Source organism: Nocardiopsis sp. CNR-923, from assembly GCF_001942255.1.
Classification (GTDB): domain Bacteria; phylum Actinomycetota; class Actinomycetes; order Streptosporangiales; family Streptosporangiaceae; genus Nocardiopsis.
Genome location: NZ_MKKC01000081.1, coordinates 30,815 through 55,421, shown reverse-complemented (window position 1 = coordinate 55,421; position 24,607 = coordinate 30,815). Strand labels below are relative to the sequence as shown.

Here is a 24,607-nt window from a genome sequence, read left to right as displayed (position 1 = left end):
CCCGGAGAGCTACGAGGCCGGGCTGCACCTATGCGGTGCGATGCTCTGGCTCCGCAGCATCGCACCGCGTCCATAATTCGAACTCCAGACAGGACCTAGATGGGTCTCCGAGAAGCTAAGTCAGCAGCAACGTGATTACTGGTCACGTTGCTCGTGGCTGTCGACTGGAAGCACTCAAGGACACAAGGTCAACAGGTGTTCAGGGTTGGAAGCTGTGGGCTCAACAGGAGTCAGTGAGAACCAGCGACAAGCAGGGTCAGCACGTGTGCATCACAGGCACAGGGGAGACAGCACGCACAGGGCACGCTGTAGGAGGGGCCTTACTGGCAACACCGCCTGTTGCCACTTCTGAGAGGCCCTGGGAGCCACAGAGGGGGTCGGGCAAGGTAAGGGGCCTTACCGTGGGTCGTAGCGGTTGGCGTGCCTGCCCCGTGCTGGTGGTGCTGACACGGTGCCTGGACATGCGAGAGACCCCATCCCGGACCTTGGTCCGAGACAGGGCCTCCTGACTGTTCAGAGTGCCTTGCTGAAGGGGTTCCCGAGGCTGTGAGAGGGTCAGCACGAAGTCAGCACGCTACCCCCAGACAACCGAAGCGAACCCGAGTCAAGACCAACACCCCAAGACCCTAGACCCCTACTGAACAGGTGTTATGAGAACGATCAGGACCAGCGGAGAGGTCGAAACCGAGATCCGGAAGTCCCGGTTCATCTGCGCCCTGGCCAGGGTGGACAGCGAGGAGGCCGCCCGCGACTTCATCGCCGAGCGGCGCAGGGAGCACTGGAACGCCAACCACAACTGCACCGCCTACGTGCTCGGCGAGGACGGCGGCGTCCAGCGCTCCAGTGACGACGGCGAGCCCGGCGGCACCGCCGGGACACCCATGCTGGAGGTCCTGCGGCACCGCCGCCTCACCGACACGGTCGCCGTGGTCACCCGGTACTTCGGCGGGGTCAAACTCGGCGCGGGCGGCCTCATCCGGGCCTACGGCAACGCCGTGTCCGCCGCCGTGGAAGAGGTCGGGGTCCTGGAGCGGCGGCGTCTGCTCGTCGTGGACGTGTTCGCCGACTACGTCCTCGGCGGTCGGCTGGAGAGCGACCTGCGCGGCTCGCCGCTGATCGTGCGCGACGTCGCCTACGAGGACCGGGTCCGGATCGAGGTGGCCCTGCCCGAGGCCGACCTGACCGACTTCGGCGTCCGACTGGCCGAACTGACCGGAGGCGGAGCGGAGTACGGGATCAGGGGCCGCACGGTCGTCGAGGTGGAGCCCGGCTCCGACGATTCGGCGACGCCCTGACCACCAGGCGTGTGCCACCGGCGGTGCCCGACGCTCACACCTGCGTAACGAGTGGACGCCCGCCCGTGTCGCCGCGCCGACGCCCGGCCTAGGATTTGCCGTATACGTCGTCGTTCGTGGGGAGTCACCGTCCATGCGCAGCCCACGCGTGCCCCAGGTGCTGTCCTGCGGTCTCGCGGTGCTGTTGGCCGCGGGGTGCACCGCCGCCCCCGAACCCGAGGGCCGGCCCGCGCCGGAACCCGAGGTCCGCCCTCACCGCTGCGACCTCCTTCGACGGACAGGCGCCGCCGGGGATCGACGGCGCCGTCCTGCGCTTCCTGCACGGCGACCAGGCGGACGTCCACGAGATCATGGACGACCCCCTGGGCGTGCGGATCAGCCCCGTCGGCGCGGCCTTCCTCGTCAGCTCGGGCGGCGCCGACCGCCACCTGCTGCACGACGCCGCCACCGGCGAGACGCTCTGGGAGGGCGAGGCCCGGTTCCGCGGCTTCGACACCGACCTTGCGGGCGCGACGGTCCTGCGGATGACCGACGACGACGGCCCCTTCGTGCTGGACGCCCTGGGGGAACGCGTGTGGGAGGCCGCAGAGGAGGGCGACACCTACCTCGGCGGCGTCGCCGTCCGGTACCCCGACGGGTGGAGCTTCGACGCCCCCGAGGGCGACTACGCGGTTCTGGACACCGCGGGCGGGACCCTGTGGGAGTACGCGTTCGACTCACCGGCTCCGGCGGACGGGGAGCCCTCGGCGGACCCGGACGCGGAACCCGAGGAGGACGCCGAGGACGGCGGCGACCAGACGGACGAGGACGTGCCCGTGGCGGGCGTCCCCGTCGCGGCCTGGGACGGGGGAGTCCTGGTGGCCCCCGGCGGCCCCGTCCTGCGCGCCGCCTCCCTGGACGAGGACGCGGCCGGAGAGGAGCTGTGGTCGGTCAGCGGGGTCGACGAGGACCTGGGGCGGCCCGCCTCGGCCCCGGCCCCGGTCCCGAGCGTGCTCGGCATGTACACGCTGCCCGGGGAGGAGGACGAGGACGAGGACGCCGAGGATCCCGAATCCGGATCGGACGTCCTGGTCGTGCGCTGGGCGGGCCGCGAGGAGCCGTCCACGCTCGCCGTCTACGACCGCGGCGACGGCGCGCTCCTGTGGGCCCTGGAGGAACCCGGCCCCAACCCCGTCGGCGAGCCCTTCGACTCCGCGGAGGCGGCGGGCAGCCTCTACGACGACACCACGGGCACCCTCCTGCTGCCCCAGGCGAGCGGAGAGGCGACCCTCCTCGCCGTCGACCTCGCGCGGGGCGAGGTGCTGTGGGGCCTGGAGGAGGACGACGTGTCGATCTCCCCCGCCTTCACGCACGAGGGCCTCGTCTACGCAGACTCCCGCACCAACGACGGCGCGGACGAACAGCTGGTTCTGGAGGCGGAGACGATGGACGTCGTCGCCGACGAGCTGTCCGCCTACGTGGAGGCGGTCAACGACAGCGGCCACGCCGTCCTCGTGCGGGACCGGCAGCGCTTCGTCTTCGGTCCGCGGCCGGACGAGGAGCCCTCGGCGGAGCCGACCGGCGACGCGTCCGACGAGCCCGCCGAGCCCGACGACGAGACGGGCTGAAGAGCCCGGTTGACGACGGGGAGCCGGTCCCGCAGCGGCGCGAGGGGGCGCCGGGTCGCGTCCGAGACCCGCACCGCCCGCACCGTCGCCGAGGATGCCCGGCTCGCGGATTCAGGCCGTGGGACGCGCAGTGCGCCGCCGGCCGCCGGGCAGGCGCTTCACCACCTCCGACACCGCGCTTCGGACCGCCCCATCCCCGGGGGCCTTGCGGACGGCGCCTGGCAACCGCTGTCCGGTGTTCGTGTAGAGCCGGGGACGACCCCCTGGCAGCGTCCGGACCGCCGGATCCACGGACTCGAAACCCGTCAGGGCGCGCGCGTGACCGAGCTGGTGGCTGATCGTGAGAGACGTGATCGCGGCATCGAGCGCCCTTCGGACGACCGGGAGCAGATCGTGGCGTCCGCGGGAGCGGATGAGACCCCGGATCCCGTGGGCCTTCCGCAACGCCCTGTCGGCCTTCTTCTGCGCCGCCTTGGCGACCGCGGACGATTTCCGGTACTGGCCGGTGAGCTTGAGGTTGTCGACGTAGTCGCGGACGACTTCGAGTGTCCGCGGATCGTTGGGCCCGTACAGCCGTTCGGACGCGTGGTAGGCGGTCGCACGCAGCGGCTCGGCCTCGGCCGCTCTGCCGCGTGCCTCCAGAAGTTCGGCGAGCTTCGTCGCGTTGACGACGCCGTGGAACGTGGGAGCCCAACTGGTGAACCGGGCGTGGATCCGCCGGGCGACCGCCTCGGCCCGCTCGTGGTTCCCGTCGTCGAGATGCCGCTTGCAGCGGTCCAGGAGGTCCTCGGTGCTCTCGAACTCCGGCCGGGCCACACCGTTCGTGGCCGTGCCCGTGAAGTACTCGCGGTCCTGGGCGGCGAGCCGCTTCAGTTCGTTCGCGACGGCCCGCTCGGCTTGGGCCTGTGTCTCCCGGACCACGGCTCTGTTGAGGGAGTCGAGGGCGTCGACGGCGTCGCGGACCCTGATCACCGAGTCCGCGCACTCCTGGGCCGATCCGGAGCGTCGCGGATCCGTGGAGAACCCCTCGAACGCCAACAGGTACATCTGGAGAGCGTCACGGGGGCGGTCGGCCCGTTCCAGTAGGCGCGCGATCGAGTGCTCGATCTCCGCGCGCCTCGTCCGGAACGCCCTCTCCTGGTAGTCGGTGGCGTGCAGTCGTTCCGCGTGGACCGCCGCCGCGGCCAACGGGCGGTCCCGGCGCAGCAGGGCCTCGGCCAGACCCACCAGATTCGTGTGATCGCTGGCCCCGTGGGGGAACGTCCTGCGCAGGGCGTCGTCCCACGAGGTCCTCGGGCCCGCTTGTCGGGCGCTCCACGCCGTGAACGCCCGACCGATGAGGTCGCCGGGGATCTCGGAGAAGGCGACGCGCGGGTCGAGGAGATCGAGGTAGGCCTTCGCGACCCCGTCGAACGCGGCGCGAAGCGGATCGGGGGTGGAGGGGACGGGACGCGGTTCTGACACTGAGGGTCCAATCCGTCGGGGGGAGTCCGGGGCTGGGGACAGCTGCGACCGCCTGTTGAGCGGATGATATCCCTGGCGGGCAGTGCCAGGCGGCACATCACGGCGGAGACCGACGCTGAGGTTCGCATCAGCGGCTACAGCCGGTGATCGGCTCAACGCCGGTGGTGGAGTGGAACATTCGCGCCCGCCCGTCTGTCGCGATGCGGCTGGCCCCACTACCATCGGCGCGCGGGCGCGACGAGGCGCCCGGACGGCAATGGTGCCGACGAGTCGTGGAAGGTGCGCTCCTATGGCGAGAAAAGACCCAGACAAGACCAGAATCGGGGACATCTTCAGAGCGTTTAAGGAGTCCAACGATTCCCAGAGAGCGGGCAGACCCTCCACCAAGAGTCTGCGTGAGACGAGTGCGGGAGCGGCCGTCCAAAGGTCGCGCGGTTCCACAAGCGGAGGCGACGCCGGGTCGTTCATGCGCGGCGTAGCCAGGCAGCGGAAGGAGGACCCGACGAACAGCCTGGGCTCATACGTGGGCGAAGCGGCGGGGTCTCGGAAGGACGGAGGCCTGGCGGCGTATCTGCGCAGGTCCCGGGGCCAGGGGCGCAAGGGCTACACGGCCTGACCCCACCCGATCCCAGCGGTTCCCGCCCCGACCGTTGACGCGCGCCGCGGCCCGGCCCCCGCCGCGGCCGCCTCCACCGCCCAGGCGCGGGCCTGACGCGCTACGCTCGCTGATCCGGGCGCGAAGCGACGCCCCCGAAAACTTCTCCGTTCCGCCGAGCATCGAGTCTGGCGGCGGCACGTCGGAGCGGACCCATCCGTGCCTTCGTGCCCTCCACCGCACACGGGGAACGTGGTCAGGAGGCACAGCATGAGGAGGAACGGGCGTCGGAGGGAACCGGCGTCGCTGGTTCCGGGCACGCACTCCCTGGCGACCTTGTACCGCGGCGACGACGCGGTGCTGTACCAGGGCGAGCTGGACTTCGACGGCGCCTCCGTCGTCGCCAAGGTCCTCGACGGCGCCCGGTCGAGGGCAGGCGGGACGAGACCGGCCTGTGGGAGGAGCTTTCCCTCAGCCCCGGCGTCCAGCCGCTGCTGGGCGCCGGCGCCACCGAGGCGGGGCGGCCGTACCTGCTGATGGAGTACGCCCCGGACGGCAGCTACGAGGACGTCATCCGGCGCGGGGCCCCGATCCCCGTCCACGAGGCCGTCCGGGTGGGCGTGACCGTCGCCCAGGCGCTGGTCGCCGTGCACGGGCTGGACCTGCTGCACCACGCGGTGACCCCGGCCAACATCCTGCGGACCGACGCCGGGCCGGCCCTGATCGACTTCGGTGCGGCGCTGCCGACGGACCACCCGTTCCCGCCCGTGTACCACTCGCGGGCGACGCTGCGGCACGCTCCTCCCGAGGCGCTGCGCGGGGCCGGTCCGAGCCGCGCGTCGGACGTCTACCGGCTCGCCTCCACGGTGTGGACCCTCCTGGCGGGGCGCGCCCCGTTCGACGACGAGGACGCGCCCGTCAGCCTGGAGGAGTACCGGACACGTTTGCTCACGGCGCCCGAGTCCGACGTGCCCCGTGCGGACGTGCCCGAGTGGTTGAACGCCGTCCTGCGCCGAGCGCTGGCCAAGGACCCGGAGCAGCGGATCGGGAGCGCGGAGGAGTTCGCCGAGGCGCTGCGGCTGGAGCGGTCGGTGTCCCGCCCCGAAGCCGACTCCGAACGCGGGGCCGCTCCCGAAGAGCCCGCCGAGGGGCCGTCGCGGGCCGGAGCCGACCAGATCGCTCCGGTGACCACACTGGGCGAGACCGAGCAGGAGGACGAGGGGGAGGCCCCCTGGTGGGAGGACGCCGACGCCACCGAACTGGAGGACGAGGCGTCCACCGAACCGGACGCGGCGGCCCCGTGGTGGGAGGATCCCGAGGCGGCGGGGTCGGAGGGCACCGAGCCGACGCCGGTGATGGGATCGGCCGTAGGTGCCGGAGGCGGTTCGTGGTGGGACGGGTCCGAGGGCACGGAGCCGCTGGGCGGGCCCCCGGCCGACGCCGGAGGGGCGGGCTCCTGGTGGGAGGATCCCGAGCACCGTCATGCCGTGGGCGGGACACCGGCGGGGTCGGGCGGGTCCACCGGAGCTGACGGGACCGACGACACCGCCACAGATGGGGGGTCGACGCCGGAGCGAGTGGCGGACGAGGAGATCCCCTGGTGGGAGGATCCGGATTCCGGACCCGCGCCCGCGGCGGAGCGGCCCTCGTTCGAGGCCCGCGGCACGTCGGGCGTCGCCGAGGACGCCCCCGCCGAGCCGGAGGACGAGGACCGGGAGCCCGCGCGGGACGCGTCGTCCGCCTCCCTCACCCCCGCGCTGTCCCATCCCGCCCCGCCGCCCTCGCCACCGCCGTTCGGACGTCCTGAGCCGCCCGTCCGGCCCGCGCAGCCGCCGCGCCCGAGTGGCTGGACTCCCGAACCCGCGCGGTGGTCGGCCGACGAACCCGTCGACTGGCGGCTACCCTCCGGGATCGATGACCACCGCACGGACCCGGACGAGCGGCGGAAGAGGCTGACCGGCGTGCTCACGCTGGCGGGGCTCGCGGTGCTCGTGGTCCTGACACTGGGGGCGGGCGGCTACGTCCTGAGCAGCTCCTTGTCGTCCTCCGGGGCTCCCGAAGCGGAGCCGTCCGATGCCGCCGAGGGGGAGAGCACCGAACCCGCGGTCGAGGACGGGGAGGATACCCGGCCCGAGACCGGCACGGACATCGCTCCCACGGACGTGGCGGTGGTCGACGAGTCCTTCAGCGTCTCCCTGAGTTGGACCGACAACACCGGCGGCGACACCCCGCACTACGTGGTGGGCGGGCCGGTGGGCGGCGCGTCGTCGTCGATGGCGGACGTGGAGAGCGGCGAGGCCGAGGTGGAGATCAGCGGGCTCAACCCCACCGTGGAGTACTGCTTCCGGGTGGTCGCGGTGGAGTCCGCCGACGTCCTCGCCCCCTCGCAGGAGTCTGCACCGACCGAGGCGGGGCCGACGGGGAGCCCTGAGCGGCGACGTAGACACGTCTAACCTGGGGCATCGGTGAGTTCAGTCCCATAGGGGGACAAATGTCCCGCCAGTCCCTATGATGTAGCCCACCCTGGCGTTTAACTACCTGTTCAACGGGGGTTTCCGCTGGGCACACTGTTCATATGTGCAACGGGGATCCCTGCCCTCGATCCTTTCCGGTGCCGAGCGACTCCTCTCCGTAGCTAGAGCTGAGAGGGTTGTTCGGTCGATGGGTCAGTCCGAAGAGAAAAGGCTGTCGGATCATGGAAATCTGGGGCGCAATATTGGCGACTCTCACTAGTTCCACCATGTTCCCATGGGTTTTGGGTGGGGCGGCCTTCGGAGTACTGTGGCGGTCACGCCACGACGTGCATGTCGCTAGGAACGAACTAGCAAATCACTATGTGGAGGGCGCAGTAAATGATACGGCTAGAACCAATCGCGATAAGAGAGCTGAGCATACCCCGAAGAAATGGTCCAAGGAAGACGGACTAGAAGTCATTGAAGGTGCCATTGGCACCCTTGAGAATGTTATCAGTGCAGCGACGGATCGCAGAGCTGCGGCGGCCAGGTCGATGTACAGGGTGCCTGCAATTCGGGACGCGATTGACGCTACAGCTCGCGAGCAATCGGGGGCCCCTTTGAAACGGAAAAATCTCAAGAGGCAAGGGCTCGACAGCGAAGCGGATAGGCGAGGGCTCGACAGCGAACTGGATAGGCGCGGGCTTAACAGGAGGCCGTCGGATTCTCGGCCGCGAGGCAGGGGTGCCTTTTAGCTTTTCTCTGAATCGCCTGTCGGTGATGCGATTGGATCCTTTTAAATGGATTTTATGGTAACGATATTTGTGGCAGTTGCTGTGCTCTATGTATTGCGTGTTTTGGTGACGGAGTCATTTTATGGATCTGGGGCTCACTTGCGGAGCGTTGCCCAGTTCAGGGAGGCTTTGGACTTTGTGCGCGCGCTGGATCTGAGGGCGACATGCGTGAGTATTGGAAGGAGTGCCTTGAGGGAGAAAAGCTCAATGCTGGATAACATGTCCTCCTTGGCTACCCATCGAAGGCACTTTGGTGTACCACGTGAATCTGCGGGTGATTCCACTCGGTTAGACGAGAGGTTTGCGGACTACTCGAGCCACATCCAGGAGCTCGACGAGGAGATTAAGGAAGTGGTCAGGGTCGAACGTGAGGCCGCAGATATTTCGATCGACGAAGGGGGTGTGGATGGGCAGTGGTACGGTGCTGCGCCAAAATGGAAAAACCTCTCCTGGTACTTCTATGCGGCTTTTGCCGTGCTGCTCGCTGTCCTGGTGGCCGGAGTGCTTATTGTGGAATAGATTGGATTGCAATATATGTATGAGAAGAATCTTGGGGGGAAGGTTTGACTGGATCTCTGCTGAGCATTCTTGAGTCGATGCTCAGGGGATTATCAGCTCAGGGTGCGGTCGGTACGCTTGTCCTGATGGGGGGAGCGGTTGCGGCTGCGTTCGCCGCCCGGTACCTGCCGATCAAGAGGCAGAAATCGGACCACCACCGCCATGACGTCCTGAGGAACGGTCGGCGAAAAGTCACGGAAAACGCGATCGAGATTAAGGGAGCGGGTTGGGCTACGAAGCTTGACCCTCTCTTGATTGAGCGTGTGAGGGCAAGAAATGAAGCGGCGCAGGCTCGGATCGAATCCGACCTTGTCGAATTCAACAGTCTTGGCGATCTCGTTGGAGGTGCGATCGACAGGCTCCACAACAAGCATTGGGTCAGCCACAGCTACGAAGGTGCGATGCAGCCTGGTGTCAGAGTGAAATTTAATCTTCCGATTCAAGGGAGGTTGAAGGCCTCGCCGGATGAAATGGATCGGATTAGCCGTGATGTGGAGGTATATCGCAGCACAGAGGCAATGTTGGCCAGGCACTATAATAGGACCTACGATGTTCCCGGGGTTCAATACACGGTCAATGGTTCAGAGGCTGTCAGAACTGGGAATCTGGTAGACTCGAGTAAATTTCTTGATGATTTCCTGTCCGGATACCCGGAGGGAGTCGATGAAATCATCAAGTCAGCTGGTGTGGAATCCTACGTGTTGGCTATCGACTGGGCGGAGCAGGCGGGGTCGGATGGATTTGACAGGAGGACCTACACGCAGGCGTACGCGACGTCACCAAGGCGATGATTCGGGACAGGACCGCTCGGGAGGAGTCGGGTCTCTCTCCGATGGGGGAGGATCCACGCGCCATCCTGGGGCCGGGTCAGTTTGACAGCAAGACCTACAAACAGGTGTACAAGGAGATCGCTGAGGAGATCAATCGGGACAAGGCAGTCCGGGAGAAGAAGGGTCTCTCTCAGACGGGGGCGGACGCGCGTTCGCTCCTGGGGCCGGCCCCCCGTAGGTTCCCGTTGCCCCGAAAAGGGCCCAAGCGGGGGGCTCACTGAGATGAGGTCGCAGAACGCTCCCGCGATCGCGGTCGCCGTGACACCGATCAGCGCACCGAGTACGTCCAGCCTCTGGGAGGAGCACTCCGTTGGACATTGACCAGTTCGCCTTCTCCCTCTTCTTCGTCGTCGCAGCGGTCATCGCCGCCAACTCGGCTCTGCGGGTCTACCAACGGCCCCTCTACGATGCCGGTCTGGCGATCACGACCCGGAGGATGGAGCGGAGGCAACGGATCTCGGTCACGGCCCTGAGCACGGAGAAGAAGCTCGTCGACCGAAAACAGCAGATCGTCGATTCACTGGTGGACATCATGTCCTCGCCCTCCAGCCAGGCCGAGATCGCTGAGGAGGAGCGCGGGCGCCGTGAAGTGGAGTCACTGAACGAGGAGTTCGACGCCTATCGGGCCAGGGTCGACGAGGAACTCGAACGCATCGACGCGGAGACCGAGGAGGAGTTGGCACGCTACCGACAGCGCCGCCGCATGGCACTGGCCGCCGACGTCGTGCTCCTCGTCCTGTCCCTGGCCGCGATGGTCGCCCTGGTGGTCGCCGCGCTTCCCCTCTTCTCCTGACGCATGAGCGGCCGTCCAGCCGCCGGGACGCCGCCCGAACGGCCGCTCTCGTGTCGCCGCCCGCCGCGACCGGATCAGGCCAGCCAGCGGTTGGTGATCGGCAACCGCCGGTCCCGCCCCAGGTTGCGCCGGGTGATCTTCGGGCCCGGAGGGTAGTGGCGGCGCTTGTGCTCGGCCCGGTCGACCAGCCTGATGACGTGGCGTACCAGGTCCGGGTCGAACCCGGCGGCGACCAGCGCCGCGGCGCCCTGGTCGGTGCCGATGTAGGCGTCCAGCAGCGCGTCGAGCACCTCGTACGCCGGAGGCGGCGGAACCTGCGGGGTCACCGTGTCCCACGCGCCGATCGGGTCGCGGCTGACCGAGCGCCCGGGGATCGGCGGGATCCGCCCCTCCTTGGCGTCGTGGGCGTTGCGCCAGTGGGCCAGCTCCCACACCAGGGTCTTCCAGCAGTCCTTGAGCGGTGCGTAGGCGCCCACGCCGTCGCCGTGGTGGACACACATCCCGGTCGCCAGTTCGCTCTTGTTCCCGGTCGCCAGCACCAGGTGCCCCTCCTCCCGTGAGAGCGCCATGACGAGGGCGCCCCTGGCCTGGGTCGACCGGTCGCGCCGCCTCGGCCCCTCCAGGGTGACCGCCGACTCCAGCGCGTCGACCAACTGGTGCACGGGGTAGAGCCTGCGCGTCAGTCCCAGCCGTTTGATCAGGTCCTCGGCGTCCCCCAGCGCCCCGTCGTCGGTGTCCGGGCCCGGCATGAGCAGGGCGTGCACGTTGGCCGCCCCGACGGCGTCGGCGGCCACGGTGGCGGTGAGCGCTGAGTCGACGCCGCCGGAGACGCCCACCATGACCGAGGTGAACCCGTTCTTGCGGACGTGGTCGCGCACGGCGGTGACCAGCGCGGTGTAGACCTCGCCGAGGTCGCTCAGGGGGTCGCGGCGGGGGGTGAGCACCGGCCGCCGCGCCTCGTAGGGCGCCAGGGGCTGGTCCGAGACGGTGTACCGCACGATCCGGAAGCCGCCCGTGCGCTCCAACCGGTCCGAACCCGCCCGGGCCTCGGGCAGACGCATGTCCGTGATCAGCAGCTCCTCGTCGAACTGCGCGGCTCGGGCGACGAGGTCGCCGTCCGCGTCGACGATGAGGGAGTCGCCGTCGAAGACCAGGTCGTCCTGGCCGCCGGTCATGTTGACGTAGCCGATGGCGGCGCCGATCTCGCGCGCGCGCCGCTGGCACAGCGCGAGGCGGACGTCGTCCTTGTGCCGTTCGTAGGGGGAGCCGTTCAACGTGATGAGCATCCCCGCGCCGGTCTCGGCCGCGGCGGCGACGGGCCCGCCGTCCTGCCACAGGTCCTCGCAGATGGCGAAGGCGATGTCGACGCCGTGCAGCCGGAGGACGGGGAGGGTGTCGCCGGAGACGAAGTAGCGGAACTCGTCGAAGACGCCGTAGTTGGGCAGGTGGTGTTTGGCCGAGACGAGCCGGACGCGGCCGTGGTGCAGGACAGCGAGGGAGTCCTGCGGGGTTCCCGAGGGTTGGCCGAACCGGGCTCCCGGTCCTTCTCTGCGACTCAGGAAGCCGACGACCACCGGAAAGTGTCCGAGGCCCTCCGCGGAAAGGCGTTCGGCGAGGGCGTGGGTGGCTTTGACGGACGCGGACACGAAAGCGTCCCGCAGGGCGAGATCCTCGACCGAGTATCCCGTCACGACCATCTCGGGAAAAACGACGAGATGGGCTCCAGCGTCACTCGCGAGGCGGGCGTGGGCGAGGACGCTGTCGCAGTTGCCTTCCAGGTCACCCACGGTCGGGTTGGTCTGGGCCAGGGCTATACGAAGTTGTACCACGGCGGCGACAGTAGCGAAGGAGTTAACGGGCACGCAACATGTCTCAGTTGTATAACACCGAATTCTCGGGTGGTCGCTGAGCGTGTGCGCATAGCCATTCCCAGTCGCTTTGGCGGTATTTCCGATGTGATTCGCATCACAGCGGAATTCCGTCCCAGCCGGGTGGGCTGGCATCTGGTACTGCGTTCCGATTCCGGTGGGGCGCGGACCCGTCCCGGAGGAAAACACCCGCTCACCGCGCCCTTCGCCGTGCGGTGGCGGCGCCCTCCGCGGGGCCCGCCGTGCCCCCTCCCGTGCCGTATCGCGTGCGGAGGGGCGGAGTGGTGGGGGTCATGGCGACTCGTGATCTATCTTGCGTTCGCGTCGGATTTGCCGTTTCCTGGTCCGCGGCCCGAACCACCCCCACGGGTCTCCAGGTGACTCGCGGCGATGACCTCGGCGGATCGGTCACCCCGTGTCCGGAAGCAGATCAGACCACGCACACCCGCCCTGCCCCCCGCGGGACATGAATCGGTCGCGGAGCGAGACAACGCCGTCTCCGCCGACGACGAAGGGAAAAGTCCCCCTGTGGATGCCGTGAACGAGGGCATCGTCGCCTTCAACGATGTGTTCTGGGCGTACCTGCTCATCCCCCTGCTGATCATCCTGAGCCTGTACTTCACCGTGCGCTCCGGCGCCGTGCAGTTCCGCCTGCTGCCCGAGATGTTCCGCGCGATGCGCGGCGACCCGGGTCTGGCGGCCGACGGCGGCAAACCCATCTCCGCCTTCCAGGCCTTCGCCGTGTCCGCCGCCGCCCGCATCGGCACCGGCAACATCGCCGGCGTGGCCACCGCGATCGCGCTTGGCGGCCCCGGCGCCATCTTCTGGATGTGGGCCATGGCGCTGCTGGTCGGCGCCGCCAGCTTCGTCGAGTCCACCCTCGCCCAGCTCTACAAGGCCCGGGGCAAGGAGGGCTACTACGGCGGCCCCGCCTACTACATGGAACACGGCCTCCGGTCCAAGTGGATGGGCGTGCTCTTCGCGATCATCATCACCGTGACCTTCGGCCTGGTCTTCACGAGCGTGCAGAGCAACACCATCGCGGCGGCCGTGTCCAACACGGTCTCCACCGCCACCGGCGGCGACGCCGCCACGTGGATCCCCTACGCGGTGGGCGTGCTCCTCGCCGCCGTCACCGGCGTGATCATCTTCGGCGGCGGACGCCGGGTGGCCAAGACCGCCACGCTCCTGGTTCCGTTCATGGCGGGGATCTACCTCGTCATGGGCCTGGTGGTGGTCGCGATGAACGTCGGCCAGATCCCCGCCGTGCTGACCGAGATCGTCACCCACGCCTTCGGGCTCCGGGAGATCGCGGCGGGCGGCATCGGCACAGCGATCGTCCAGGGCATGCGGCGCGGCATGTTCTCCAACGAGGCCGGTCTGGGCTCCGCGCCCAACGCCGCCGCCAGCGCCGCGGTCAGCCACCCGGTCAAGCAGGGCCTCGTGCAGACCCTGGGCGTGTACTTCGACACCCTCATCGTCTGCTCCACGACCGCGTTCATCATCCTGGTGTCCAACCCGACCTACGGCGCGGAGGCCGGTCCCACGCTGACGCAGAACGCCCTGGAGGCCAACCTCGGACCGTGGGCGCTGCACCTGCTCACCCTGATCATCCTGCTGGTGGCGTTCACCTCGGTGCTCGGCAACACCTTCTACGGCGAGGCCAACGTCGGCTACCTGACCCGCAACCCCGCGGCCATGACCGGGTTCCGGGCAGTGGTGATCGTGGTGACCTTCCTCGGCGCGATCGGCTCCGGCGGCGTCGTCTGGACCCTGTCCGACACCACCATGGGGCTCATGGCCCTGGTCAACCTCGCCGCACTCGCCTTCCTCGCCCCGATCGCCTGCCGCCTGCTCAACGACTACGTCAAGCAGCGCAAGCAGGGCAAGGACCCGGTGTTCACCAAGGACACCATGCCCGAGCTGACCAACGTGGAGTGCTGGGAGCAGGAGGACGTGGAGCGCTTCCGCGGGAACACCACCACGGTCTGACCGTCCCGGACCGGTGTTCCCCTTCCCCGGGTGTGGCGCTACCCCAGCGGCGCCACACCCAGCCGTGCCCGGTGCGTCCCCGTGCGACGAGGGCGGACCGGGCCGGTCAGAACAGTCCCGCGACGGCCGCGGCGACGGAGCCTCCGGCGACCAGCGCGGCGGCCCCGACACACGCGACGTCCAGCCGCCGGGCGGTGGCACGTCGGCGCTCGGCCAGCCTGCGCCGGTCGTCGAACCGCGCCCGCAGCTGATCGACGCGCCAACTCTCCTCGGAGTCCAGCCGCGCCAGGTCCCGGTCCAGGTCCGCCACGACCCGCACCGGGTCGGGGAGAGCGGCACTGGCCGCCGTGGTCGGGCCGAGGCGGGCGCCCTCGCGCACCCGGGCGCTGGCCGTGTCCACCAGCGCGTACCGGCGCTCCAGGAAACCGCGCCGCAGCGTCTGTTCCGCCTCCTGCTCGTCCGTGCCGAGCAGCACCGACGGGTGGTCGAACCGGTGGCCCCGGACCCGCCTGACCGAGTCGGCGCCGACCCAGACACAGACCGCGACGGCCGCGACAGCGACCAGGAGCGTGACGACGTCACCCGCGTTCAACGTGCCCATGATTGATCCCTCCTCCAGGTCTCACGCGTTCCTCGGGCCGGAGGCGCGCCCGAGTGGCTGACGGGCCTCCGCGACGGTGATGCGCCGGGGCGTCCTCGGCGGCCCCGACTCCGCCGTCCTCCTCAGCGCGTCGTCCAGGGTGGTCGGAGCGTCCCTGAGCGCGCCGAGTCCGGCTCCCCGTGCCTGAGCGGCGCCGTAGCTCGGCTCCTCGGCCCGGTCGAGCCGCCGCACGTGCGGGGTGAGCAGGTCGCCTCCGAACGCCGCCGCATCCGTGAGTCCACGGATGGCCGTCTCGTCGACGCGGTCCGGTCGGCTGAGGCGCTCCTCGGTCGCGGCGACGTCCTGTTCGGTGATCGGCGGCGGCGTGGCCAGCGGGTCGAGGACCCCGCTCGTCTCGCAGTCGGCCCAGTGCTCCGCCAGCCTCCGTAGCACGGCCTCCAGGCTCGCGCGTCCCTCCGCGCGGCTGCCGGGAGGCGGTCGGTCGCGACAGTCAGAGTCGCCGGATCAGCACTGAGCAGTCCGACGCCTCGGAGGTACTGGAGCAGTTCTTCGTGCTGTCGCACACCAGCGGTGAAGGACTGCGCCGACCGGCTGGCGGAGGCTTGCGCCGCCTGGAACCGCGCCAGGATTCCAGCCGCGAATCGGCGCAGCGTCCCCGCACGGAAGGCGCTCTCGACCTGGACGCGCAGTCCGGGCAGCCTGACCTGCGCGTCGACGAGGCGCCCGTTGGCTCGGGCCCGGCTCTGTTCGTTCTCCACGCGGGCGCGATGCACCGCGTCCCGCCCGCCCTGGAGCGCCTTTCCCAGACTGCGCCGGAACACGACGAGGGCGGTGCTGAGGACCGACGCCAGCACTGTCGCGGCCGTGATCAGCCACTCCACGGGTCCGCCCCCCTCGCCGTCTTTCCGTACCGGGCAGGAGCGGAGGAACCAGGCAGGTCAAGGCCGGTGAGCGCGGACCGGATCCGCCTCTGGGCATCGTCGAACGCGCGTCGCCGTTCCGCCTCGTCGGCGGGCCGTCCGTCTCCGGCGGAAACCCTGGACGCCTCCGCCGCGGTGTCGGACAGCAGGGCGCGCCACGCCCACAGGTGGCCCGTGGAGGCTCCGAGGACTTCGGCCCGCTTCAGGGCCCGCCGCGGGTCCGCCGCCGCACCGGTCGAGTCCCGGGCCCGAGGCGGGTACCGGCGCTGTCTCGTGTCGCGGAGGTCGAGCACCTTGCGGGCCATGACGAGCAGCCCCGCCGCGGCGGCGATCCAGACGGCCGTGGTCATCTGCTGGCTCCCCGCCGCCCGCGTGGTCCGGTCCCGGGCGCCCGCTTGTGCCCGACCGATCGTGCGAGGCCGCGACGCGCGCCCGCCAGGCGCCGCGGACCCCTCGGGGCCGGTCGTACGCGCGCAGCAGCTCGACGATCCGCTGCGCGTCCCCCAGAGCCTCCAGGTACTTCTGCACGTTCCTCGCGCGTGTCCGGGCATGTGTCTCAGCCGCCGTGACCAGCTGGTCGCGCCGCTCCAAGTCCTTCGCCACGGGTTTGTGCGCGGACTCGTAGGCTTTGAGGAGCGCTTCGAGGTACCCCGCCTCCAAGACCTGCGGGCTGCGCATGACCCGCGACTCGTAGTCCTTGGCCTCGGCGCGCAGCCGGTCCGACTCGCCGCGTCCCTCCCAGCGGGCGCCGAGGGCGACCGAGGCGACGAGGACGCTGGTCGCGCTGATGAAGGCGGAGCCGAGCGCCAGTGCCAGTTGGAGGGGGTCCACCCGTGCGCCTTCCCGGTCCGTCGTCTCCCGCGTTCGCGGGCCGGGACATGTCTACCGGGAAGGATGGACGGGATTATCCTTCGCCGGGATCGACACGGCGACCGCCGGGTGAACAGCGGCAACCACGGGAAAGGGACCAGCGGTACCCCGCCGGTCCCTTCGGCACGTCCCTCCTACGCGATCACCACTCGTCCTCGAACCAGCCCTCGGGGGCGGGTTCGGCGGGCAGCGGGCGCGGTTCCTGGTGGCGGCGCGACGTGCACTCCCGGAACGGTCCGGTGTCACCGAGCAGGATGCTCATCTGGAAGTCGAGGTGGTCCCGGTACCAGACCGCCATGCCGGTGCCGGCCTCCCAGCGCAGCACCTCCCACGCGTGCCACAGAGCCTGGAACCGGGAGACCGCCTCGGCGTGCCGCCACCACTCCTTGCACCAGCGGAACTGGCCGCCCTCGGGACGGACGTAGACCGGCAGGAAGCGCAGGCGGACGAACTCCTCGACGTTCTTGAACACCGGCTCGGGAGCCGGTTCGTCCTCCAAGGCGTCGGCGTCGTCGCCTCCGTCCACCCCGGCGACCGCGGCGGTGACGTCGGGGGCCTCCGTGGTGAGGCCCCGAGTCCCCGGGCTCAGCCGTTCCGCGTACTCGGGCTCCCCCCACGCGTCATCGGGGAGTTCCGTCTGCCCGTTCACCTGCTGGTTCTGCTCAGCGCTCATGTCCTGCGTCGTCTCTTCTCAGGGTCTTCGTCGTGCTGTGGGGGCCTTCGGCCGGGTCATCGGGCGGCGGCACGGTGTGGCTTGCTGGTCGTCGTGGTGCGGTTGAGGTCGGTCTCTCGTTCCTTCAGTCGCGCCAGAGCCACGCGCGCGTGCTGCTTCTTCTTCGGGAGGCCGACGGCGGATTCGCCGCCCCGAGCGGGCCGACCGCGCCGATGTCCTTCGGCGTAAGCACGGGTTTCGTGGTTGCCCCGGGCGATCTCGACCCGGCCGAGCCGTACCCCGCCGCCGTCGCGGTGTTTCGTGCGCACAACCTTGCCCTGCGGGTAACCGACGTCGGACTGAGCGGTCACGGCACGGTGCGGGCTGACGACCCCGCTGGCACCGCCCAGCCGATGTGCCCGGTGGACCTGACCGATGGTCTCTGGGAGCCGGGAGTCCATCGTCAGGCGCGGATTCGCCGTCCTCGCGGTGCCGTGTGCCCGAAGCTGCGCCTTGATCGCGTTGCCCGCGGCGATGAACCCGGCTCGACCGCGCGGCTGGTCGGTGACCGGGAAGCCGCGGGCCTTGTCCAGCGCGTCGAGAATGCCGTCCCCTTGGAAGAAGGGCCTCCCCAAGCCCTTGTCGGCACGTGCCTGCGACCGTTGCCTGGCCGCCTCGAAGTCCTTGGTGAAGTCGGGGAGGGCCTTGTTGTACATCAGGTTGGCCTTCACCTGGGTCAGGGCGTTGACGGGAGCCCTGCCGTCCAGGACCGCGGCGCTCAGCGACTCGGCGGTGTCCCGGAGCTTGCCGAGGTCCTCCCTGGGGTCCTTGAAAGCGGGGATCGAGCGGGTCCAGAGCTGCTCCATCGTCTCCATCGGGCGGCCGTTCGCCTGCGGGGACGCGGCCGACATGATGGAGTTGGCGTCGATGCGCGCCGAATGGGGGTCGCCGGTGAAGTTGATGTCCTTGACCGTGTGCCGCTCGATCGCCTCCCTCATCTGGATCGGCAGTTCGTCGTAGGCCTTCGCCTGCGCCTCCCGGGCGCCGGGCTCGGTGGAGTTGGCGGCGCTCAGCCAGATCAGTGCGCGCTCGCGGTCCTTCATCGAACTGATGTCGACGTCTTCGTCAAGCGCGCGCCGCCAGAGCTGTTCCGGCGGGGTGTTCGGGTCCGGCCCCTGCCGCCACACGTTGACGCGGGCCGCCTGCTCGATGACCCCGCGGTGGTAGTCGCCGCGCAGCACCGCGTCCATGTCCTGGATACGGAGGTTCCGCTGCACCTCGCGGACCCGGTCGGCGTCGAGGCCCAGCTTCCGGGCGACCAGGCTCGGGTCGGCCTGGCGCGCGAGGCTGAGCCCCGCCATGGAGATGTCGGGTGAGAACGGGGTCTCCGCCTCCCCGAAGAAGCCCTCGCCCCTGCTCCGTGCGCTCCTCTTGCGGAGGGCACCCTCGACGGCGGCTCTCCTGAGGTAGCCGGCGCTGCTGAGGCGGCCGCGGACGACGGTGGCGCCCAGGGTCGTGAGGAGCAGGGCCTCGGCGATCTCCTTGTTCCCACCGCCGCCACCACCCTCACCGGAGCCGATGGCCTTCTGGAGTGCGGCCCACCGTGCGGCGACAAGCTGCCGCGCGCGTTCTTCCTCATAGATGCGCGGGTTGCCCGCTGGCCGGTTCTCACTCATGGACCACTCCATCTCCTCCCCACGTGCGCGGACTCACGGCCGCAGACCACGCCTCGTGCCCTGCGGGGCGAGCTGCTGACCCCGAAGGTGCCGGTCCGTGGATACGGGGGGCGCTGTGCGTCCCCCGCGCTGCCGGGGTGGGAAGCCAGGTCCGTGCAGGCGGGTTGGACCGTTGGGCGCCCGCTGGACATGCGCTCTGCCCACCTGAGCGTTCTGAGTGGCTCCCCCGAGCGAGGACGAGGCGCCGGGCAGGTTCTGGCTCGTGGGATCGGCGGCGGCGATCTCCCCGGCAAACTGCTGCCGTTGTCCCCTGGCCGTCTGCGCGTTCCATCGCAGAGCTTCCTTCACGTACGCCTTTGGCATTCGCCGGTCCCTGGCGAGCGCCCTCAGAACCCGTACGCGTTCTGAGATCTGGTCGGTATAGGCAGCATGAGCCGCGTTCGCGGCATCGACCGCGCGGTCGTGCCGGTCCTGGGCCGTACGCAACAACATGTCGGTCTGGCGCGCCACGCTCCTGAGATCCGTCGTACCCCTGCGGATGGTCGCCTGGACATTCGCGTTCTCGGTCCTGCGCACGTTGGATATGATCCGGTCGGCTCGCTGCGTCGCCAGCCGCTCACGCCGTGCGCTGTCGAGCTTGGCCTTGCGCACCGTGCGCTCCCCTTCGGCCTTCGCCCTGTGCTCAGCTGCCGGTCCCTTACCCTTCGCCGCCTTCATCAAGGCCATCTTCTGCGCTTCGGCCTGCTGGACACCCTTGCGTCCGGTCCGTATCGCCTGCGCGACCAAGCGACCACCCTGCGCCTTCACTGCCGCGATCCGTTCATCCCGTTGGCGTTTCGCGGCCGCCACCTCGCCCCTGACACGGGTGTGAACCCGGGCGATGATCAACGCGCGTTGATCCCTGGCGTGTTGCAGGTACGCTCCGGCGCGTTCCACGGCCCGATCACGGGCCACGTCCGCGCGCGCCTGCCCGCGCTCCGCTCTCCTGGCACGCAACCTGGCCCGGAAACGGGGACTGCGTCTGATGAGACGGCGGAGAAAGGGACGCACGATCAGCCGATTGACCCAGTTCGTCAGCGCGTTGGCGGCCATCACGGTGAGGCCCGACAGAAAGTCCAGTACCTTCCCAGTGATCGCCCTGATATCGCGCATCGCGTTCTCGGTATCCGCTGCGTAGTTCCCCGTCCCGCCCTGGGACGTACCTCCGCCGCTCAATGATCCGTCCCTGTGCGCGACGACGGCGTTGGTGTTGTCAGCGGGGCGGGTGGGGGCGGGTTCCGCATATTGTTCCCCGACTTGCGGGGCTGGCGGAGTAGCGGTGCTCGGAGCGGTGGCCATGGATGTACTCCCTGCCGGTCAGGTCGGACGAGCGCCGACAGCTGTCATTCGTCTGCGGTAATCCGCTTCGTCGTGATCGCGGGCCCTGCCCGCGTCGGTACCCGTCCCCCGGTGCATGCGCGGCGCGTCCTACACTCGGGGCGGGAGGCTGGTTCTCGCCGAGGCGACTTCCTCAGAGCCAGTGCGCGAGGGTGGGTTCGGTGCGGATCGTGGACTCCCGACCATGTCGTCCCACACCGCTACCGCGGCCCCCTGCCCCGTTTAGGCGGAGCAGGCCCTCTTCGCGGGTTCGTTGTCGTTGGATTCCATTCGTTTGGTCTCTTGCGTGGTGGTCCGTTGTCACGGAGGACAGCGATCGGATTCTGAGGAAGGCCCGCTGGTTTCGGAGGAGGGCCCGCTGGTGTCGCCGCGTCGTGGCTTGCCGGTGGCCGGGGGGTGGGGGGCGCCAAGTCTGCATAGGCACGTGACTGGGACGTGGTGAAGTCGTCGCGGGCCGGGACCGTTCGTTGGACCTGTTCGTCGTCCGTGCGGAGGGCCTCGGTAAGCGTCAGCGCTCTCTCCCATGCTGTCCTATCCGACTCAGCTCCTCGCAGAACTCCGGTGAGGTCCGCGATGCGCCCGCTGAGGACGCCCACGTAACTACCGTGCGCGGCGGTGATCTTCTTGACCTGTGTTTCGTAGGCTTGCCGGTTGACCGAGTTCAACCCCGGGCGCGGAAGGTTGGACCGCTTGAAGAGCTCCAGCAGGTCACCCGCCGCTGCTCGCTCGTTCTCCAGGTCGAGGATCCGCGTCTTGACTCGCCAACGGGCCCGGACGAGTCGAAACGGGCCCGCGACACCTCGCGCGAGCCTTCCCCACCTGTCTTCCTTCGGCTCGTCCATGGGCGTCCTCCTCGCCGGTCGGTCCGGGTGTCAGCGGTCGTGCCTCACGTACGGGCGGGCGCGTCGTAGCGTGTGCGCGCCCCGACGGTGATCTGTTCCTCCGCCTCCTTGATCGCGGCACCGATGAGCTTGGCCTTCGGGGTCCTGTACCAGGGACGCATCCGCAGCAGCGTGGGCTTGGCCGCCGTGGCGAAGAGCAGGCACTCGCCCTTGTCGATCTGGCGGATGTCGGCGCCCTGCATGATCTCCTGGCGCCTCAGCTGCACCGAGAAGTTGCCCTTGTTCTCACCGAAACTGAACGACGACGTGGACACGTCGTGCTGGCCGATCAGCTTGGACAGCGCGTCCACGATCTTGTGGTCGTCGAGCCCGGCGCCGAACACCTTGACGGTCGCGGCCGACCACATGGCCTCCATGCCGTTCTCGGTCCACACCCGCACCCCCTGGCGGTAGCTCTGGAGGATGGTGACCGGGACGATTCCGCGCGACCCCAGGTGGGAGTACATGTCGGGCAGGTCGGCGATCTTGCAGATGTTGGCGGCCTCGTCCAGCACGGCCACCAGCGGCGGGTCGAGCCTGCCGCCCTGCCCCTCGGAGGTCTCCTCGCCAGCGAGGAAGATCGCGTCGGTCAGGGCGGCGATCAGCGGCGCGGAGGCGGCGCGTGACTTGCTGAGCAGGTGCAGCGTCTGCCTGGTGGTGACGAAGTCGCGCGGGTCGAACTCCGCCACCGTGCCGTCCCTCGGCTGCGTCACCCACTCCATGATCGCCGGGTCGTCCAGACACCGGGCGGCGGTGCGGGCGGTGGTGTAGATGCCGTCGCGGGTCTCGGCGACGATGTTCTGGGTCTCGCGCAGCGCCTCGGCGTAGGCGGTGAATCCGTGGTCGAAGAGCAGGTCCACCGGCTGCGGCAGCTTGGTGTCGTGCAGCCACTCCCCGACCTTGGCCAGGTTCTCCCGCCCCAGGGCGGCGGCGAGCATGAGTTGGGAGAGCAGCGCCCGAGCCGCCGGACCCCACATGTCCTTCTTGGAGTCGTCGTCGATGGTGAGCACGAAGTGCCCGGCGAGGCGGTAGGCGTCCTCCACGCTGCGGACGTTGGCCAGCGGGTTCCACCACAGCTCCTGGCCCTGGTGGGTGATGTGCTGGGGGTCGAACAGCCAGACCCGCTCGCCCGTCGTCCGCTCGCGGATCTTCGCCGTGGCCGCCCAGACGTCGCCCTTGTTGCTGGTGGCGAGCGCCGGACCGGGGGCGTCCAGCACGTAGGGGATGGCCATCGCGGTGGTCTTTCCCGCGCGGGGAGCCATGTAGGCGAGGACCGTGTCCTCCCAGGACGCGAACAGGCGCGGCCCCGCCCCCCTGCCCGTCGGGCTCTTCATGTCGCCGAGGACGAGTCCGACCTGGGCCTCCGGCAGGCCCTTGCCCCGCATGCCGCGCAGCGAGTGCTTGCGCAGCCGCACCGCCTTGTCGGCGGCCTCGGGGCGGGCCAGTTCGGCGACCGTGTCGTTGCCCTTGTTGAGCGCGGTGACCGCGTCGGGCTGCCCGTACAGCGTGTTCCTCAACCACCGCAGGAACAGCCACGTACCGGTGACCGCCGCCGTGGCCAGGACCGCGAACACCGCGACGACCGCGGCGCTGGGCGTGCCGGGCCAGGCCGCGTCGGTGTCCCAGGTGAGCAGCGCGACCACCCACATGCCGCCGAACGGGCCGACTGCGCCCCCGGCGAGCGCCGCCACCAGCCAGGCCGACAGCCAGAACAGGAAGAACAGGCCCACCGTGCCCCACAGGGCCAGCAGGATGAGCAGCGGGGGCGCGCCCGCCGCGGCGGCGCCACCGCGGACCTGGTACTTCTCCTTCTCGCGGGCCATGGTCTCACTCTCCCCGGATCGCCTGGTCGGTGTCGTACAGGCGGAGTTCGTCGCTCGTCAGCGTCATCTGCACCGGGATCCCGAGCCGCTCGGCGCCCGTCTTGATCAGGTACTTGCCGCGTCCCGGGTGGCGCGCACCGGGCTGCCAGGAGTCCGGCGACGACCACGACGCCACCAGGCCCTGTTCGGGGCCGGTCATCGGGGTGATGCGGTTGACGGCGGCGAGTTCGCGCGGCGGCAGCCCGGCCAGCACGGTGATCGCCGAGCGGTCGACGAACCCCCGCGCCTTGGCCCGGTCCTCCTCGGTCGCCAGCGCCTCAAGGTCGTTGAGCGAGTGCGTCACCATGATCGACGCCATCCCCTTGGAGCGGTTGAGCCGGGTGAGGGAGTCGGCGAACTCCACCAGCCCGGGGGCGCCGCGCAGGGCCCGCCACAGCTCGTCCATCACGCCGATGTAGGACCGGCGGCGGATGAGGCCGAGTTGGGACAGGACGGCCGCCGCGTCGACCATGCCGAACCCGTAGCTCCACGTGCACAGCATCGCGGCGGTCAGCAGCTTGTCCCCGGCGGCCCCCACCCGGGAGATGTCGACGCTGATCCCCGGCGCCTCCATGTCGAGTGGCCTGGTGGTCTCGGCGTCGAAGACCCCCGCCAGGGAGCCGGTGCACAGCAGACGCAGGGTGAACACGAGGTCGTCCACGCGCTTGTCGTACTGGCTCCGGTCGTTCGCTCTGGCGAACGACCGCAGGGACTCGGGGCCCTCCTCCACGACGCGGAGCACGTCGACGACCGTCGGCTGCCTCCCGGACAGCCGCTCGTCCAGGAGGTCCACCGCGGCGCCGAGCACGACCTCCTCGGAGTTGCTGATCCGGTCCTCGCGGACCAGGGTGCACAGGGCCATCAGCAGCGAGATCCGCCGGGAACGGACCTCCCAGCGCAGCTTCTCCCGCTCCACTTCGGAGAGGCGTTCCATCACCGAGCCCAGCGGGCCCGCGTCCAGCGGGTTGATCCGGTCCAGGCCCCGCCCGATCCGGATCACCTGGCCGCCCAGGTGCTGGATCAGGTCGGTGTAGTCCGGTTTGGTGTCGCCCAGGATGATCGCCTGGGAGCCGAAGGAGACCGCTCCGGTCACCAGCCGCTTGACGAACGTCGACTTCCCCGTTCCCGGCTGGCCCAGGACGAAGCAGCCGGGGTTGGTGATGAGCCCGGCGCGCAGCCAGGCCATGGGGTCGAGGCAGACGGCCTCCCCGGACAGGAGGTCGCGCCCGATCGGCGTGCCGACCGAGGGCGGCTTGCTGCTGGTGACGAACGGGAACAGGCCGCACGCCTGGGCGGTGGTGGCCTGGTACTCGACCGCGTTGGGGATGTTCGGCGAGGCGCCGCCGCCCCGGTGCTTCCATCCGAGCAGGGGCGCGATGACCTCGCGGTCCCGCTCCGTGGAACGGTCGGGCTGGCTCGCCTGGGCCCTGCGCGCCTCCTTCTGCTTGAGGCGCTTGCGCTCCGCCCTCTGCAGGCGGCGTTCCTCCCGCCGGCTCTGCCGGTCGATGATCGCCATGGT

Annotated in this window: 18 protein-coding genes; 8 read left to right on the top strand and 10 right to left on the bottom strand. The window is 69.7% G+C overall.

The features are described 5' to 3' along the window. The first annotated feature begins 650 nt into the window (after window positions 1-650). Together BJF83_RS12665 and BJF83_RS12660 are read left to right on the top strand one after the other, a co-directional pair. On the top strand, window positions 651-1,295 hold the full coding sequence (locus BJF83_RS12665; protein WP_075926442.1) for a YigZ family protein: 645 nt from the start codon (window positions 651-653) through the stop codon (window positions 1,293-1,295). Between the two features lie 350 nt (window positions 1,296-1,645). After that, window positions 1,646-2,902: a hypothetical protein gene (locus BJF83_RS12660; RefSeq protein ID WP_316042266.1), complete on the top strand. Its 1,257-nt coding sequence runs from the start codon at window positions 1,646-1,648 to the stop codon at window positions 2,900-2,902. A 111-nt stretch (window positions 2,903-3,013) separates the two neighbouring features. Here BJF83_RS12660 and BJF83_RS12655 read toward each other — a convergent pair whose 3' ends face one another. Continuing rightward, complete coding sequence (locus BJF83_RS12655; protein WP_075926441.1) at window positions 3,014-4,366, bottom strand: hypothetical protein; 1,353 nt, start codon at window positions 4,364-4,366, stop codon at window positions 3,014-3,016. Between the two features lie 865 nt (window positions 4,367-5,231). On the opposite strand from BJF83_RS12655, the gene BJF83_RS29045 reads away from it, so the two are divergent. From BJF83_RS29045 to BJF83_RS12635, 5 genes are all read left to right on the top strand, one after another. Continuing rightward, a complete protein-coding gene (locus BJF83_RS29045; RefSeq protein WP_262391502.1) occupies window positions 5,232-5,498 on the top strand; it encodes a hypothetical protein in 267 nt (88 codons plus the stop codon). Continuing rightward, on the top strand, window positions 5,498-7,414 hold the full coding sequence (locus BJF83_RS12650) for a protein kinase (protein WP_262391501.1): 1,917 nt from the start codon (window positions 5,498-5,500) through the stop codon (window positions 7,412-7,414). Before BJF83_RS29045 ends, BJF83_RS12650 begins: the two co-directional genes overlap by 1 nt. A gap of 800 nt (window positions 7,415-8,214) precedes the next feature. Continuing rightward, a complete protein-coding gene (locus tag BJF83_RS29040; protein WP_143831866.1) occupies window positions 8,215-8,727 on the top strand; it encodes a hypothetical protein in 513 nt (170 codons plus the stop codon). 44 nt (window positions 8,728-8,771) lie between these two features. Beyond that, window positions 8,772-9,557, top strand: a complete 786-nt coding sequence (locus BJF83_RS26750) for a hypothetical protein (RefSeq protein ID WP_143831865.1) — start codon at window positions 8,772-8,774, stop codon at window positions 9,555-9,557. Window positions 9,558-9,906: 349 nt separating this feature from the next. Then, window positions 9,907-10,389, top strand: coding sequence for a hypothetical protein (locus BJF83_RS12635; protein ID WP_075926437.1), 483 nt, complete (start codon window positions 9,907-9,909; stop codon window positions 10,387-10,389). A 74-nt stretch (window positions 10,390-10,463) separates the two neighbouring features. Here BJF83_RS12635 and BJF83_RS12630 read toward each other — a convergent pair whose 3' ends face one another. After that, complete coding sequence (locus BJF83_RS12630) at window positions 10,464-12,218, bottom strand: NAD+ synthase (RefSeq protein WP_262391500.1); 1,755 nt, start codon at window positions 12,216-12,218, stop codon at window positions 10,464-10,466. A 567-nt stretch (window positions 12,219-12,785) separates the two neighbouring features. On the opposite strand from BJF83_RS12630, the gene BJF83_RS12625 reads away from it, so the two are divergent. After that, a complete protein-coding gene (locus BJF83_RS12625; protein WP_075926436.1) occupies window positions 12,786-14,249 on the top strand; it encodes a sodium:alanine symporter family protein in 1,464 nt (487 codons plus the stop codon). Window positions 14,250-14,355: 106 nt separating this feature from the next. Here the strand turns inward: BJF83_RS12625 and BJF83_RS12620 are convergent, their stop codons facing one another. From BJF83_RS12620 to BJF83_RS12585, 8 genes are all read right to left on the bottom strand, one after another. Next, entirely contained in the window at window positions 14,356-14,850 is a 495-nt protein-coding gene (locus tag BJF83_RS12620; protein ID WP_075926435.1) for a hypothetical protein, read from the bottom strand. Window positions 14,851-14,871: 21 nt separating this feature from the next. Further along, on the bottom strand, window positions 14,872-15,282 hold the full coding sequence (locus BJF83_RS12615; RefSeq protein WP_075926434.1) for a hypothetical protein: 411 nt from the start codon (window positions 15,280-15,282) through the stop codon (window positions 14,872-14,874). A gap of 436 nt (window positions 15,283-15,718) precedes the next feature. Further along, window positions 15,719-16,120: a hypothetical protein gene (locus tag BJF83_RS12610; protein ID WP_075926433.1), complete on the bottom strand. Its 402-nt coding sequence runs from the start codon at window positions 16,118-16,120 to the stop codon at window positions 15,719-15,721. 662 nt (window positions 16,121-16,782) lie between these two features. Continuing rightward, a complete protein-coding gene (locus BJF83_RS12605) occupies window positions 16,783-17,313 on the bottom strand; it encodes a DUF4913 domain-containing protein (protein WP_075926432.1) in 531 nt (176 codons plus the stop codon). A 56-nt stretch (window positions 17,314-17,369) separates the two neighbouring features. After that, complete coding sequence (locus BJF83_RS12600) at window positions 17,370-18,968, bottom strand: hypothetical protein (protein WP_143831864.1); 1,599 nt, start codon at window positions 18,966-18,968, stop codon at window positions 17,370-17,372. A gap of 33 nt (window positions 18,969-19,001) precedes the next feature. Continuing rightward, window positions 19,002-20,120, bottom strand: a complete 1,119-nt coding sequence (locus BJF83_RS12595; RefSeq protein WP_075926430.1) for a hypothetical protein — start codon at window positions 20,118-20,120, stop codon at window positions 19,002-19,004. Between the two features lie 1,111 nt (window positions 20,121-21,231). Next, window positions 21,232-23,049, bottom strand: coding sequence for a type IV secretory system conjugative DNA transfer family protein (locus BJF83_RS12590; protein WP_075926429.1), 1,818 nt, complete (start codon window positions 23,047-23,049; stop codon window positions 21,232-21,234). Window positions 23,050-23,053: 4 nt separating this feature from the next. After that, complete coding sequence (locus BJF83_RS12585) at window positions 23,054-24,604, bottom strand: hypothetical protein (protein WP_075926428.1); 1,551 nt, start codon at window positions 24,602-24,604, stop codon at window positions 23,054-23,056. Window positions 24,605-24,607 lie beyond the last annotated feature (3 nt).

Excerpts from the sequence above, each read along its gene's own strand:
- BJF83_RS12665 (WP_075926442.1), top strand. The coding sequence starts at position 651 with ATGAGAACGATCAGGACCAGCGGAGAGGTCGAAACCGAGATCCGGAAG.
- BJF83_RS12590 (WP_075926429.1), bottom strand. The coding sequence starts at position 23,049 with ATGGCCCGCGAGAAGGAGAAGTACCAGGTCCGCGGTGGCGCCGCCGCG.
- BJF83_RS12650 (WP_262391501.1), top strand. The coding sequence starts at position 5,498 with ATGGAGTACGCCCCGGACGGCAGCTACGAGGACGTCATCCGGCGCGGG.
- BJF83_RS12620 (WP_075926435.1), bottom strand. The coding sequence starts at position 14,850 with ATGGGCACGTTGAACGCGGGTGACGTCGTCACGCTCCTGGTCGCTGTC.
- BJF83_RS12585 (WP_075926428.1), bottom strand. The coding sequence starts at position 24,604 with ATGGCGATCATCGACCGGCAGAGCCGGCGGGAGGAACGCCGCCTGCAG.
- BJF83_RS29045 (WP_262391502.1), top strand. The coding sequence starts at position 5,232 with ATGAGGAGGAACGGGCGTCGGAGGGAACCGGCGTCGCTGGTTCCGGGC.
- BJF83_RS29040 (WP_143831866.1), top strand. The coding sequence starts at position 8,215 with ATGGATTTTATGGTAACGATATTTGTGGCAGTTGCTGTGCTCTATGTA.
- BJF83_RS12610 (WP_075926433.1), bottom strand. The coding sequence starts at position 16,120 with ATGACCACGGCCGTCTGGATCGCCGCCGCGGCGGGGCTGCTCGTCATG.
- BJF83_RS12660 (WP_316042266.1), top strand. The coding sequence starts at position 1,646 with ATGGACGACCCCCTGGGCGTGCGGATCAGCCCCGTCGGCGCGGCCTTC.
- BJF83_RS12595 (WP_075926430.1), bottom strand. The coding sequence starts at position 20,120 with ATGCGCGATATCAGGGCGATCACTGGGAAGGTACTGGACTTTCTGTCG.
- BJF83_RS12605 (WP_075926432.1), bottom strand. The coding sequence starts at position 17,313 with ATGAGCGCTGAGCAGAACCAGCAGGTGAACGGGCAGACGGAACTCCCC.
- BJF83_RS12600 (WP_143831864.1), bottom strand. The coding sequence starts at position 18,968 with ATGAGTGAGAACCGGCCAGCGGGCAACCCGCGCATCTATGAGGAAGAA.